The organism is Roseiconus lacunae (genome assembly GCF_008312935.1).
GTDB classification, from domain to species: Bacteria; Planctomycetota; Planctomycetia; order Pirellulales; family Pirellulaceae; genus Stieleria; species Stieleria lacunae.
On record NZ_VSZO01000010.1, the window covers coordinates 117,413 to 132,318 of the forward strand.

Annotated in this window: 7 protein-coding genes; all 7 read right to left on the minus strand. The window is 53.5% G+C overall.

Going from position 1 to position 14,906, the window contains the following annotated elements:
• Nucleotides 1–226 precede the first annotated feature (226 nt).
• The 7 genes from FYC48_RS14515 to FYC48_RS27815 all read right to left on the minus strand — a co-directional run bounded on the left by FYC48_RS14515 (nucleotide 227) and on the right by FYC48_RS27815 (nucleotide 14,121).
• Nucleotides 227–7,447 (minus strand): condensation domain-containing protein, encoded by a 7,221-nt coding sequence (locus FYC48_RS14515; protein ID WP_149497446.1) that lies wholly within the window; start codon nucleotides 7,445–7,447, stop codon nucleotides 227–229.
• Nucleotides 7,444–8,004 (minus strand): FcoT family thioesterase, encoded by a 561-nt coding sequence (locus FYC48_RS14520; protein WP_149497447.1) that lies wholly within the window; start codon nucleotides 8,002–8,004, stop codon nucleotides 7,444–7,446. Before FYC48_RS14520 ends, FYC48_RS14515 begins: the two co-directional genes overlap by 4 nt.
• Nucleotides 8,001–8,891: a TauD/TfdA dioxygenase family protein gene (locus FYC48_RS14525; protein WP_149497448.1), complete on the minus strand. Its 891-nt coding sequence runs from the start codon at nucleotides 8,889–8,891 to the stop codon at nucleotides 8,001–8,003. Before FYC48_RS14525 ends, FYC48_RS14520 begins: the two co-directional genes overlap by 4 nt.
• Before the next feature lie 17 nt (nucleotides 8,892–8,908).
• Nucleotides 8,909–10,480 carry a long-chain-fatty-acid--CoA ligase gene (locus FYC48_RS14530; RefSeq protein WP_149497449.1) on the minus strand — a complete coding sequence of 524 codons (1,572 nt, stop codon included), beginning with the start codon at nucleotides 10,478–10,480 and terminating at the stop codon, nucleotides 8,909–8,911.
• A 15-nt stretch (nucleotides 10,481–10,495) separates the two neighbouring features.
• Entirely contained in the window at nucleotides 10,496–11,350 is an 855-nt protein-coding gene (locus FYC48_RS14535; RefSeq protein WP_149497450.1) for a hypothetical protein, read from the minus strand.
• Between the two features lie 1,465 nt (nucleotides 11,351–12,815).
• Nucleotides 12,816–13,562, minus strand: a complete 747-nt coding sequence (locus FYC48_RS14540) for a phytanoyl-CoA dioxygenase family protein (protein ID WP_235034260.1) — start codon at nucleotides 13,560–13,562, stop codon at nucleotides 12,816–12,818.
• 382 nt (nucleotides 13,563–13,944) lie between these two features.
• Complete coding sequence (locus FYC48_RS27815) at nucleotides 13,945–14,121, minus strand: hypothetical protein (protein ID WP_160149529.1); 177 nt, start codon at nucleotides 14,119–14,121, stop codon at nucleotides 13,945–13,947.
• Nucleotides 14,122–14,906: the final 785 nt, after the last annotated feature.

Consider the following 14,906-nt stretch of genomic DNA (forward strand, 5'->3'; position numbering starts at 1 on the left):
GGGTCAATCTGCTGGCAAAGCTATTCTGCAGTTGGAGCGGATCCGGATTTGCGGTGGTGAAGGACACGGCACGCTGACGATTCGGAGAATCGAGCGACAATGCCATTCAACTTTCCAAGTTGAAAGCGAAGCGATGCGACAATGCCGCTCAACTTTCCAAGTTGAAAGCGAAGCGAATCACTTCTCCGGTTTGAAAACACTGCCAGTGTTGGAGGATTGCGGCGGTTCACCGGTTACCTCCATCTGTTTTTGAATCTTCTTGACGCAGTAGCCAAGCGTTGCAACCGGGGAACCCCACAATGCTGGAATGGGTCCCGACGCATTCAACCACGTCTACTGCCCGGTAGAAATGATCCCAAGTGTTTTCGGCGAGCCATGGTTTGCTTTCCGAAGCGACGACGAACTCGACATCGATCGAGAGACGTGTGGTGGGTTTGATCGCCGGCGATCGCAACAGCGGCCCAAGCCTGCGACGTATGTCTTCCGCTTGCAGGCCATCAAGATTAGTCGCTGACTGCCAACGTGATGTATCAACGTTACCGGCGACTCCATGAAGGGGTTGATGAGGAATCGCATCGAGCAACACACAGCGGTTGATTCTTTGATGCCATTCCGGCCGATGATTTAGCATGAGGTATAGCACTGATGCCGAAAAACTGTGGGCATAGACGCAGATCGGCAACGGCCTCCGTTCGATTTCGGACTGTAGCAGGCCTTCCCAGCAAGACGCCACGCCCTCAATCGTCGTGGGAACGTCACCGTAACCATCAATCCCCGGCAGCGATAACGAAACACAATCGGTATCGGTTGCAAGTTGTCTAGCTAACGGTTCATACAGATCGCCCAACCCGGGTAATCCCGGGAGCACGATCGACAACGATTTCGGTTCTGATGCTTGGCACGGCAGACGACGGACCAACCCCATCGAATGGTCGATGCAGGCGGACTGATCAGTGATCCCGTTGACCAGCGCTGCTTGGCTGGCGATCGTCGATGCTTCGAAAAGCTGCGACAACGTTAGCGTGACGTTCATCTGATGTTCGACTTCACGCAACAGCATTGCCGCAGACAAGGAATGCCCTCCGACGAAGAAAAAGTCATCGTCACGACTGAAGTCATGATGCCCTAGCAATCGAGACCAAATCGTCGCGAAGGCTTGTTCGACGGAATCATCAAATTTGCTGGCTTTGTCTTTTACGTTAACGGCGACAGCGTTTGCTAAGATCGAATCGCGATCCACCTTCCCCCGCGACGTCATCGGAATCGCATCAAGACACAACCATCGATCCGGTCGCATCGAAGAAGGCAATGCCTGTGACACTTCTCGCCGAATTGTTTCATGTTCCGAATAACCATTCTCCACCACCGCGGCGACCAATCGGGTTAATGCTCCGTCCCTGTCTGCAACGACAGCGACGGCCTCGACCCCTGGGTGCTGTCGGATTCGATCGGCAACATCGTCCGGAGAGACGCGCACCCCGCGAACCTTGATCTGATCGTCTAAACGTCCCAGAAAGTGATACACACCGGATTCATCGCGGCGCACACGGTCGCCGGTCCAGTACGCGATCTGTGTCGGATCAATCGGATGTGGACGAAAACCACCTTCGTGAACCAGAGTGTTGGACTTCCAATATCCGGCCGCGACTCCAGAGCCAGCGACGACCAACTCGCCAATCACGGTTCCACCGTATGGCACACGATGGAACGGCTTTCCATCAGGATCAACAACGATTAATTCCGCCCCGGCGAAAGGGCGACCGATCGGAACCTCACAGCGATCTTCCACCGAACGGACTTGGTGCGCAGCACAGATAATCGTCGCTTCGGTTGGTCCGTAAGTATTCCACAATTCAATGTTGGGAAAGGCTTGAACCCAGCTCGCCGCGAGTTCACGATCAAGTTTTTCACCTCCGACAACGACGGCTCGCAGTTTCCCCGATTGACCCGATGCGATGACTTCGAGCGCCCAACGATGGAAGAAAGCCGTCGGCAGATCCAACACGGTGCATCGTGATTGCTCCACCCACTGACAAAACATTCGCGAATCGAGACGGACTTCTTCGGGTACAAGACAAAGTGTTGCCCCCGATCGAAGCGTCGGAAAGACTTCTTCAAAGAACAGATCGAACTCAGGTGAGGCGTACTGGGCGACACGATCTTTGGGACTCAATCGTAATAATCCTGCGAACGCCTGATTGTGTATATCAAGTGCGTCGCCGGTAACGACAACTCCTTTCGACTCACCCTGCGTTCCCGAGGTCATCGCCAGACACGCTGTCCCATTGGGAAGCGTCATGTCCCGCTGTGCTTCATTCGAAAAAACGAACGGATGTCCGTGCCGATAGTTCTTGCAACAATCGATGAGTGTTCGGATCGTGCGATCCGGTTGTAGATGACGCAGTGTCTGATCGGTTGGCCGGTCGGTTTCTTGAAGACGCGTCTGCCGCTCTAACTCCTTGTATGACAGTTGCACCATTCCGTCATCGATGGCGATCTGTTCCGGTAGCCGTTGTGATTGCCGGACTAGTGCGACTTCGAAATCAGATGGTTTGATGACTTCAGAGCGATCAAAACTACTGGGAGTACCATCGCCATTACAAATGCCCATCAGTGGTGAGTTGACTCCAGTGACCAAGTCCGTCGCCAGTTCACTGATTTGCTTCACGACCGATGCGGCGGTTGACTCGCGAAACAAATCGGTCGCATACTCGAGCGAGAGCGCAGCGGAACCGTCGGAGTTCTCGGAAATCGACACCGTCCACTCGAACTTCGACTGATCGATCGTTGGAACGACCGGACGCAACGTCGCTTGACCGAGATCAAATGACCTCACCGGTTCGGCTGCGTAACTGAGCATGACCTGAAATAGCGGTGACCGGTCAAGTCGCCGTTCCGGATTCACTGCAGCAATGATTTCGTCGACGGACAGCTTTTGATGATGAAGAGCTTCATCAAGCGTTTGCTGGGCATGCCGTAACCAATCGCCAACAGTCACATCGTTCTGCAAATCAGGGTTGTCCAACCGCAAGACCAATGTGCCGACAAAAAAGCCCATCAGGTCGGTCGTGCCGGAACCATCCCTTCCCGCATGAGGCATTCCAACCGCGAAGTCCGAACCGCCACTTCGACGATGCAGATACAATCGGAGACACGCCAACCAAAACGCGGCCTTGGTTAAGTTCAATTCACGGCACAGTTCGCCAATCAACTCGTTGACGGCGGCGTCTAGAGGATGAACGACACTTCGACCGGCAGACGAGAGTTTCTTTGGAACTTGAAAATCAGGCCAAAGCTGAACGTCTTGCACCTTCTGGAACTTGGATTTCCAGTCGTCGGTGACTGACGCAGTCGACTCTTTCAGCGGACGAGCACAGTACGACGCGTAGCGACCGGTGGGAGCATTCTGACGGATTAATTGGTCATCAACCGCGTTACCAGCGATAGCGTAGAATCGTTGCAGTTCCTCAATAAAGATCCGCATCGACCATGCATCGATGATCACATGGTGAAACAGAATCAACAACATTGACCGATCACCTTCGACATTCGCCAACGACGTCTTCCAGAGCGGTCCGGAGGCAAAATCGAAAGGTTCTTCAGTTTGACGATCGATCCACTCTCTCGCTCGCTGCCGATCCGAAAAGGACTGTGCTTCGATGATGATCGTGGGATCGCGATGGAAGCGTTGAACTGGTTTTCCATCGACTAGATCGATTGTCATGCGAAGCACCTCGTGTCGACGGCCAATCGCGTTCAACGCGAAACGCAGTCGTTCGACATCAATGGATCCACTGATATCCGCAATCGCGGGGATTACATACGCCTTCCCCTGCCCGAGTTGCTGCAGTATCCACAATCGTTGCTGCTGTGGCGTTAACGGCGCTACGGACAGTTCCATATCACCACGCTGCACATTCGAGTCAGTTTTCGATTGATCGAGCAACCCTACGATGGTCGATCGTAACTCTCCCAACCGATCGATTGAAACAAACTCTTTCAACTGTAGCGTGATACCGAAATGATCCGACAACTTTGCCGTGGCTATAATTGCCAACAATGAATATCCACCCAACTCCGCGAATCGGTCGCTCGGTGAGATTTCATCCTGCTGCAAAATTTCTGCCAGGATCTCACGAATCCCAAACCAGGTTGGATCGTTGGCAACAAACGACAACTGATCATCATGTCGGCTAAACGGGCCTTCAATCGATCGTAACTGTGTTGCCAATGCTGCGCGATCGAGCTTCCCTCGTGTAGTTAACGGCAACCGATCGACACGCCCGATGACCTGCGGAATCATTCGATCGGGAAGATAGGTTCTCAACCACTCCTGCCACTGATCGTAGTCGACCGCTTTGCCAACGTAGAGCATTCCCAGCCGATCTTGATCAGCCAAACCCACCGCGACTGCTTGAACGCTGGAATGTGACTCGACGACCTTTTCGATCTCCGCCGGTTCAATTCGAAAACCATGCAAGTTAATTTGATCATCACACCGACCAACAAGTTCAACGCGCCGACAAGCTGGATCAGAATCATTCAGCGATATCCGCGCCAGATCACCAGTTCGGTAACAACGTGTCGGGTACGGATCACCGGGGAAAAGCTGACGATCAAACGCGCCGCTGGCATGCCTAACGTATCCCGTTGAAACACCCGTCCCCCAAATACAAAGTTCACCAACCGAGCCGTCGGGCACCGATCGACCAAGTTTGTCGAGAATCGCGATCGCGGTACCAGCTATAGGCCTGCCGAGATGAACTTGCGGCTTTTGAAGCGGAGGTCCCGACCACTCCGCTATCATCGCATTGACGGTTGTTTCGGTGGGACCATAGGCATTGAAGACACGAGGAACGGTTCGCAGTACATCGCCAAGTGTCTCGGCCGAAAGCGAGTCTCCTCCGAAGGCGACGAGTCGGACATCGCGGTAGAAGTCGGTGGTGCGGTCGAATGTTTCACGGATCGCGCGATGATAGGAAGGCGGTAAGTTCAAAACACTGACCGCATAACGTTCGATCAATCGTCGAATCTGCCGCGGCGAACGATCTTCGTCGCATAGAACAACTGCCCCACCGGCACACAGAATCGGAAAGATTTCTTCGACAGACATGTCGAAGGTCAACGAGGCGAATTGCAGTACCACGTCATCCGAGGACAGATCGTATAGATCGATCATCGCATGACACAAGTTCACTAAACTATGATGGACGATCGGGACTGCCTTGGGTATTCCACTCGTCCCTGACGTTAATAGAACGTACGCAGTGTGTTCGTCAAACAAAGACGGCGCGTCTGCCAGCTCGCTTGACTTGCCTTTCGAATTGAGCGCATCGGCCAACTCAGTAGCTGATGTCTGACGTATGATCTCGGAGTGACGTTCTGAAGGTTCATCCACCGCGATCGGCAGATAGGCGGCACCACACCGCAAGACGGCAATTAGCTCAACGATCGTCTGCCTGTCGCGTCTCGCATTGATCGCGATCAGATCCCCGGGACCGAAACCAGCTGCACCAAGCTTATCGGCAAGGACACGGCTGCGATGATTGAGTTGCCGGTAAGTCAAGTCACCATCGGCAGCGAAAACACAGACTTTGTCGGGGAATGCTTCAAAGGCCTGCTCAATCCAATCAATCACCGTGTCTGGCGTCGTCCTCGCTGCTTCGCGTCGATCAAATTCAGACCGATGATCCAACTCCCCCGACTCCGAACGGACGGCTAAGGAATCGATCGACACCGACGGTTCGTCACAGACCTGTTCGAGCAACGAAATCAACAAGTTTGACCAGGACCGAACCAATTCGACCGAATAGCGTGTGCTTTGATACTTCCAATTTAAGCGCCGTCGGTTCGGAAGCTCATAAACCTCCAATGTGAGGTCGTCCTCGATTTCCTGGTACAACGCAAAATCCAATATCGTTTGCCGTTGCCAATCCGATTGATCGTTCCAAGCTTCGAAAATGTTTTGGTACGTAAACGAATAGGGAAATGTCGCCCGCCCATGATCTGACGCGATCGCGTGACCGGAAGCACGCAACTGTTCCGAAAACGGCAGGTGACCGTGCTGTACGGCCTGCAAAAACGTTTCGGAAACCGTTTGACAAAGCGATGCGAAGCATGTGCCCTTGGTAATCTGACATCGCGTCGCGACAAGGTTGATGAAGCACCCCACGCTGGACTGATACGCCCCACGAAGTCCTCCGGGGCGTCCTGAAACCGGTGTTGTAACCACTAAATCATCTTTGTCACCAATTCGATTGAGCAGCACAAAATACAGCGACAAAAGCACCGCCGAAGGTGGGCAGCGAAGTTCTCGCGCCAAGTTTTCCAAAGCGACATTGTGGTGACTCTCTAGGTCGACCGAGACACAACCGACCTGTCCCCCGACGTCCGAAGGTGCGTCATCACTGGAAAGATCGGGTTGCAAACCGACATCGCCTTCCGCCCCGATCAAAACCTTTTTCCAGTACGCTCGATCCGCCTCTGCTTGCGGGGATCTCAGGTAATCTGATTCCCATCGAAGGTACTGAAAAAAGCCGGTGTCAAGCGACTCTGTTGATGCGTCGTCAATGCGACTTGATTCTCCGTCCGTTTTATTGCCCGCAACCTCCTTAATCCGAAAGTACTCCGTCCATAGTTCACCCACCAACGGTACGGCGGACAAACCATCGATCACGATGTGATGGACCTTGATCAACACCCAGGTCGCTTGCTGATCGATCGCATAGTACGTCTCAATTGGCGGGCGAGACTGCATCTCCATTGGCTGTTGTACCAGTTTCCGAAACTGTTGCAGAAGATCACCACTTGGTTCAATTGATCGAGAAGCAGCCAGCGTATCCGCTGGCACAACCGTTTGATGCAGTGAGCTTTGAGAGTCGTCGTACGACACTGTCACACGTAGCGCCGGATGACGCCGTACGATCGCCTTGAGTGCTTCATCGAATCGACCTGGATCGAATTCATGAGAGGCATCGATCTGAAACAACAGCGGAACATGAAAGCTCGAATCAAGCTGTCGGGACTGACCGATGTACCACAGCCCTTGCTGTGTTTCCGACAGTGGAAACGAATCGCCATCCCGAAGCTTAAACGAGTCCGAGAGATGCTCATTGAATCGCGGTCTTAGGTCGGTTGGGGAGATTGCCTTTCCGTCCAATTCAATCTGTCCCAAACGATCGGCAAGCATTTCGACGAGTTGGTCAACCGTCGGGTAATCGAACAGCACCGAAGTCTTCAATTCGATTCCATACATCGATTCCAAGATTAACTTGAATTCGACAGCTTGACTGGAATCGGTCCCTAAGTCTGCAAACGCTTCATTGGGAAGGATCTCGTCAATCGACTCGAATCCTAGAAAATCCACCAACTTTTCGCGGACTTCCAGCGAGAGTCGCTCCGATGACTTTCCACCGATCCTGGCGTTGTTTGAAACCGTGTCGATCATGCTGCCCCCAGGACCACCAGCTTGACCTCGCCGTCGCTTCGACCGCGAGCATGATCATGGAACCGACATGCGGTCTTTAAGATCGAAAGATTACGTCTCGTTTTTGCCGATGTAATTCGAACCTCACCGCGGAACCCACGCGGGTTCAGCTCCGTGTGATAGTGACTATCGATCTGGGCAATCAGATAGTTCGACAGCTGTTTTTCAAAAAACGACTCGAGAGTGAAATCGTCGAGTGCTGGCAACAACCGTTCGCGAATGCAGACTGCCAGCAACACGTACGCGAGCTGGTTGTAACAGATATTAAATTCGACTGCGTTGAAGTGTCCGGTATCGTCGATATAGCAAGAACGATCGATCTCAAAATCACCGACCGCGACCATCGAATCCCACCATCGACGCTGTTCGGATGCGAAACCGATTCGGGCTGACTTGAGGTATCGACATGAATCTCGATAGGGCGTGAGAACTCGATTGATGAAGTCATGATCGACTTCAAAAACCTCGAATAACGCATCCGTCGTGATCGCTTGCTTTGCAACCAAGATTGAACTCATCGGACAAGTCCCCGGTAAAACGGATGATCATCGTAAATACCGATGCGATAACTCTTGCTATGCTGTCCGGGTTTGACCGCGGTCGACATGTGGATCAAGAACCGGTTGTCCCAAATAATCAAATCGCCTTCTGACCACGCATGCTCATGGATGTGCTCGGGTCGTTCGATAAATTCGAACAGCTCGGCCAGCTTCGCCGTGTTTTCTTCGTGGGACAAACCTTCGATCGCGACCGAGAAACCACGGTTGAGATACAGGATCTTTTCCCCGGTCACCGGGTGTTCGATCACGGCAGGGTGACGAACGGGTGGGACTTCTTCGTTAATTCGGTCGAGCAGTTCTTGAAGCGATCGATCGATATCACTTGCCTGAACTTTGTACCTCAGTTGTCCCGCGTGAATGACGACCGCGTCATCGACCAGATCACGTAAGTGATCGGGCAGCTTGCGGTACACCTTTTCCATATCGATGTACAGCGTCCCACGGGCATCATGTGGGAAAACCTGTGGATAGATCGATGTCCAAGACAACGGTTGTTGCTCGAACGAACAATCGGTGTGCCAGTAGTGCCCCGTACGTGCGACGCCGACTTTCTGTCCGTTTTCGGCGATATTTGACGAGACAAAAATCTCGGGATGATTGGGATGATGATAGTTTGATTGAAAATAGACCTGAGGCCGCCCAAGCTTGCGCGCACATTCGACGTATTGTGATTCGTCGAGTTGCTGGTCGCGGATCACGATCAACCGGTGTCGGTAGATAGCATCGCGCAGCAGCTGCCATTGCGGTGCGTCGGCGCCGAGTTCGTTGACATCGATGCCGGTCACGATCGCTCCGATCTGGTCTTTCGGCGGCGATTGAATCTGAAGTGTTTCGGTGGTCGTCATTACAAAAGTACCTAGGGCTAGTTCACCTTGCGTTGCTGGTTTTCCCAGTACGGTTGGCGAAGTGTTTTCTTGAGGACTTTGCCACTGGGATTGCGTGGCAACTGATCGACGAACTCAAAGGACTTTGGGACCTTGAATTCGGCGAGCTGAGATTTCGCAAAACGGAGAAGCTCGCGAACCTTTGGCTTCTCCGATCCGTGGCGAAGTTCGATGAAGGCTTTGGGAGATTCGCCCCACTTGGGATCGGGAACACCGATAACAGCGACATCACCGATCGCGTCATGTTGCCGGAGTACGGTTTCGATCTCGGCGGGAAACAAGTTTTCTCCGGCGTAGATAATCATGTCTTTGAGACGATCGCAGACGTAGAGGCACCCGTCTTCGGCTAGATACCCGGCGTCGCCGGTTCGAATCCAACCATCGGAAAGAGTGTCTGCAGTTTCCTCCGGACGCTTCCAGTACTCGAGCATCACCGATGGAGATTTCAGCCATACTTCCCCGACCGCGTTTGCCGGTGCCGTAGTGCCATCGGGTTGAATGATCTTGCACGATACACCGGACAGCGGTCGTCCGGTCGCGAGACGCCGATCATCCCGGTTGTGATCTTCCGGACGCAGGCACACAGCCATGTTCCCGGTCTCGGTCAACCCATAGATTTGGAAGAATTCGGCCTGAGAAAACGCTTGCTGAGCGCTGGCGAGCAAATCACCTGAGATCGGTGAACCTCCATATAAAAATCCACGGACACTGGAAAAGTTGGCTGATTCGAAAGTGGGTTCTGCCATGGAAAACTGAATCATCGCAGGCACCATCGGGACCTGAGTAATTCGATGGCGTTCGATCAGCTCGATCGCTTGCCAGCCGGTGAACGCGGGCATCAGATATCCCGTCGCACCAACCAAGTAGCCTTGGATGGCCCACCACAGTCCACCAATGTGAAACTGTGGCAAGGTCAGCAACAGCCGGTCACCGGCATGAAGCCCCATCCAATCATCCCCGACACTTCGCATCGAACGACGCAATTGAAAGAATGATCGATGAGCTAGAACGACGCCTTTTGGGACACCGGTGGTCCCCGAAGTGTAGATTTGCACGAGAGGAGTTTCGGAAGTGGCCCTGCAGTCGATCGCGGCAAAGTCAGCTTCGTCACGCCAACGGGCGAATTCATCAAACGTCAACAACTTCACCCCGGCGGGTAGATCACAACCGCTTGAACGCAATTTGTCGAGCGCCGGTGTATCAATCATCAGCAAACGAGCTTCGCTATCTTCAATGATCCGAATCAGCTCCGTCGGCGATAGCCGCCAATTCACAGGCACTAGTACGCAACCCGCCATGGCGCACCCGAACAAAAGCTCGTAGCTGGCGATGGCGTCACCGCCAATCACAGCCACTCGCGTCCCTTCATCGCACCCTTCGTCTCGCAATGCGTTGGCTACTCGATGGCTTGATATCTGCAACTGATCGAAACGGATCGAACGATTTTCAGAAACAAATGCATCGCGATCACCACCCGTCTTTGCCAAAACGTGACAGGCACTACAAAGGGTGTCGCAGGTATCGACGGTACTAAATGGCAATTCGTTCATGACAACTCCGTCGCGCTATTTCACTGTCGAGGGACGACATCGCCTTCGTCGGATCAACACTCGACCGGCGGCAATGACCAGCAATGCCGAAACGCCCGATGGCTCTGGTACCGCCGTCACTCCGGCGAAAGAGAAGCTGCCGACATTCAGACCGGATTCCATGTACCAGCTCGTGCTGAATTCGTCGGTGATATGCAAGTCACCGGAGAGCAGAAGGTTTCCGGCAAGACTCGTGTCAGCCGGCACCGATCCAATACTGAGATTTCGAATATCAAACAGGGGCAGCGTCTGCAAGAAAGTATTGGTCAACAGCCAACCTGAGTTGTCCGCGTCGACCCGAGACCCATCGTAGTGAAGTTCGTAGTTTCCGAACTGAAGCCAGGAACTGCCCGTGGCGATCACCGCATCGTTGGCATACCAAAATGAATCACCTCCTGAAAATGTGGCTGCGCCTTTCGCACCACTTGAGGCGATCGTAGAGGGATCAAAACTCAACGGATTCAAAGCCGCCGAATCGAACGAATAATCCAGATTGCTGGTTGATGGGCGAACCCAAAGGTTACGCAGGTCACGAAAGTCAGTGACGATTGAGCTTGGTGCGGGGCGTCCCGGCATGGACGCATCAGCATGGAGGCCAAATTCCATGAATGACTGTCCCGGGGTCAATGCGACCCCGACATTCTGCAGGGCCACTTCATCCGCAGCAGCGGCGAACGCGTCGCCATCGAAATTGATACTCAAGGTCGCACTTGTCACGAGATCTCCGCGAGCTGTCGATCCGAGCAATACGCCGGCAAGCACAATTCCATAACTGAGTACACTGAAAAGACGGCAGGATTGAATGGTGGGCAAAGATTTAGGTTTGGGCATGATCGGTCGTCCGAACTGAAACCGGACATTAAGGATGAAGACATAGGGGTAGCGAGAGTCAGACAGCGACTAAGAAATCGCTGCGTCGGGGCGCCAAGCAACATCGGCCGCGCCCATGTGGGCTATGGTCGTGCCAACTTTGTGAGGAGCAGGCAGGCGGTCGCCCACATGAGAGCGACGGATGCGGCTGGGCGAATCCAAGCGTCAAACGATCGCAAATAGCGACCGAAATCACGCGCTAGAAGAGAGCTGCGGTGAAGAAGGCAGACGACAGTCCACACGTGACCACCAAGCGATCAAACATCGCCAAACAATCACACATGACAGACCTATGGCTTGGCTCTAGCCCGCTAAACGAGGGCTTCAGCGAGGGCTTCGTTCCAGTTCGAGTTTGGGTCTAGCTAAGTGGCGTTGACCACGGCTTCCGAGCAATCACCAGGGCTAACGCCCATCGGCTGAAGACTCGTATCCGTATTTTTTTTCGAATGAAACAGAGCACTGACGCATCAAGTCATCACGCAAGTGGCTGACAATCGACCGACGTCACTCCGGACGACAGCTCAACAAGAAACCCAACGGGGGACAGGCCCGTCAGGCGGATCACTCCTTGATTCCATGGTTTCATTGCGGTGAATCAACCGTGCCAATAGTGGCGGAGTGACGGGAAGAGGTTCGGTGAGACCGGGGATCCAGGTATCTTTGAGGAGCCGCAGCGCCACATCGATCCCGCGGCACTTGAGAGCAGCATCGAGCAGCACGACGCGGGGCGATCGCTTCGGTGACAACATTCCGGTTTCGTGATCACCATCGGCGGAACCAACACGAGCGGATGCTTTGCGTTGCCCAAGGTTTGTTCGCTCACCACAGCAAGAGAGAGCGGCTTTCGGAGGAGTCGATTTTCGAGAACAACACGACGAATCGGATGCCTCAGTGTCGTTGGTTGCAACGCAGCAGTTTTGTTGACAGCGTTTTTCCACACGTGCGACCAGGAATGCGGGCGGTGCTACACCGTTCCGATCAGCCCAAGCAAGCTTTTCTTCATCGGTGTGGCAACAGCATTTATCCCAGCAATAATCCGCAGTCGAGCAACCACAGGGGCAGGCTTCGCAGGGGAAGCGTTCATTGGAGGGCTTGGATTGTCGGACCGGCAGGGGGACCCCAAGCATACCGATCGCAAGCGTCAGAATCAGTCCAGCAGCGACCGGGCGAACCGCTCGGGCCGGAAAAAGATGATTCGGTTGGACGCGTCTAATAAACAATCGAGGGCTGCCTGATGAAGGCGTAAAGCCCGCTCCTCACATCCGCCATCATCGTGTGAAGCCTCGACGATGTCAATCAATAGCCGCGCAATACATGCTGCGGCATCTCGTCATCCCTCGCTACTTTCGTAGCGGAAGCCGCCAAAGCTTTCGACAGTGGACCAACCGAAACTCTCGGCGGCTTTTTGATTTAACCACGTCGATTTTCACAGCAACTGACCCTCTTCCAATCGAACAAAGTCATGCCAACGATAGCCATCGGGTAGTCGCTCGCTGGCCGCGAACTCCAGATGCAAAATGCGGCGATGCCTCCTTGTGCCTGGTGAAGATGATCCGCTGGCGTGCGTGATCAAGGGACGCATCGCCAGAACTTCGCCAGCTGCGGCACAAATCTTGACAGCATGCTCGACCCCGACCCCCGCGCTCTGATTCGAAACATGCGACCCGGGGATGACCTCCAGCGGCCCGTTCTCGTCAGTCACTTCGTCGAGGTGAATGCGAAGGGTCAGCATTTCGCCGAGTATGTCATCGGAGGCGATGACATGCGGAACGCCAGCCTTCGTCGTCGGCCGGGAAAAGTGGGCCGAATCGCCGGCGTGACCTTCAACGGCGATGGACGTGTCCTTGTGCCAAGCAAGCGCCCATGTACGGTCGGGCGGTTTGTCAAAGAACAATGCACGGACCAAACCGAACCGTCCCCCTAAATGAGTCACCAAAAACGAGCGAATCGGATCGCGCTGCCAGATCGAACTGACCTCGGGGACGCTACCGATCAGATTGCGTGCCGCATAAACATGACCACGACTCGACTTGGCCAAGACACCCACACCGTCTCCTGCGAAGGATCGCCGACAAGCATGAACGAGACGCGCAACGTCGGCGACACAAACCCGCCCCGTAAGCATACAAAAACCATGCTTTCGCAGATCACCATCCAAGCGACTTTGGTGCATCGAGGGCTTCAAAGATTTCTGATTTCCGAGGCGAGGAACTCCCCAAAGCGTCGACCGGCGACTTAAAACTCCGACCGCTACGCAGCCTCTACTTTAACTTCAAATGATGGCGAATCGCAAATCCCCTCTCCGCTCTCCCCTCTCGAGAGCGAACCCGCCAAACAACGCCCACCGACCGCAATCGGCGTTGCCGACTCACGACTTGCGAGCCTTGGTATCCACGGATTACCAGACCTGTGTCTTGCCTGGCGAGATCGACTACCTTGCCTGACAAGGTTGAGCAGGAGAATGCGACTCAAGACGCCCTCGGACTCAGACCGTCGCAATCTCACGACAGGATCACTCACCGCGACTCGCGTCACGCATCGAACACGGCAAGGAATCAATTGCCGTAGTTTTCCTTCTGCTGCTCGTTGAGCATCTTTTCGTAATTTTCGGCGTATTCCAATTCTTCTTGAGTCTGTGGTTCCGACTCCTCGAATCCGCCTTCACTGCCACAGCCTACGAACACGAACAGCAACACAAACAAGGGCAACGCAACGTACTTTGGAGCGACCATTTAATTAGCCTTAGCGAGTGAAAGAATGCTTGAAAACAAGATTGGAATTGTGCGTTTACAAAAGTTTGCCGTCAAGGATCTCATGATCCGTTCTCGACCATCAGTCTATTTACCTACCTAGGAGATGATAAGAATCTGAAAGAAAGACCAGAGGAGATCGACAATCGATATCAAACTATCGCACGAGGAAAATGTGAGCCGACATTTAAAGTCCGATCCGAGATCACGATCAATGGATCAGCATCAAGACAGACTCGGACTAAACGGCCTACCGCTTACAAACACGGATCACATTCCCTTTACCTTGGATCCTCAAACACACTCCGGTCAAATCAAATCCTTACAACGACGACAGACTGAATCAGCGCAGCACACTATAGACCTTCACGTACCAAGCCATTGCACGAACGGAGTAATTCAAATAAATGAGTTTCGAATTGCGCCCGTCCTGGCCCCGCTGGCTTTTTCATAAACCAAACTTTCCCAAAGCTCTGCCCGGCATGACTCGCTGCCAACAGCTTACAGTGAATCAAGCATATCACTCCGGAGCATTGGGAATGCCAACTAATTGATGCTGGTCACCTACTTCATCATTTACAATAACTCTCGTGTTATACCTATTCGCAAAATGCTATCCGAACTATCTCGCGGCGAGAGCGAAAACGAATTGACTTGCCGAGAATGGCTGGTGAGTGACTGCATGGAGAGATGGAGAGTGCACGCCCCTACAAAAATGATTTGGGATCGCGCAATCCCCACAGAAAGCTGCTGCCCCAAACAACCCG

Coding starts and splice junctions, on each gene's coding strand:
- FYC48_RS14515 (WP_149497446.1), bottom strand. CDS start 7,447: ATGATCGACACGGTTTCAAACAACGCCAGGATCGGTGGAAAGTCATCG.
- FYC48_RS14520 (WP_149497447.1), bottom strand. CDS start 8,004: ATGAGTTCAATCTTGGTTGCAAAGCAAGCGATCACGACGGATGCGTTA.
- FYC48_RS14525 (WP_149497448.1), bottom strand. CDS start 8,891: ATGACGACCACCGAAACACTTCAGATTCAATCGCCGCCGAAAGACCAG.
- FYC48_RS14530 (WP_149497449.1), bottom strand. CDS start 10,480: ATGAACGAATTGCCATTTAGTACCGTCGATACCTGCGACACCCTTTGT.
- FYC48_RS14535 (WP_149497450.1), bottom strand. CDS start 11,350: ATGCCCAAACCTAAATCTTTGCCCACCATTCAATCCTGCCGTCTTTTC.
- FYC48_RS14540 (WP_235034260.1), bottom strand. CDS start 13,562: ATGCACCAAAGTCGCTTGGATGGTGATCTGCGAAAGCATGGTTTTTGT.
- FYC48_RS27815 (WP_160149529.1), bottom strand. CDS start 14,121: ATGGTCGCTCCAAAGTACGTTGCGTTGCCCTTGTTTGTGTTGCTGTTC.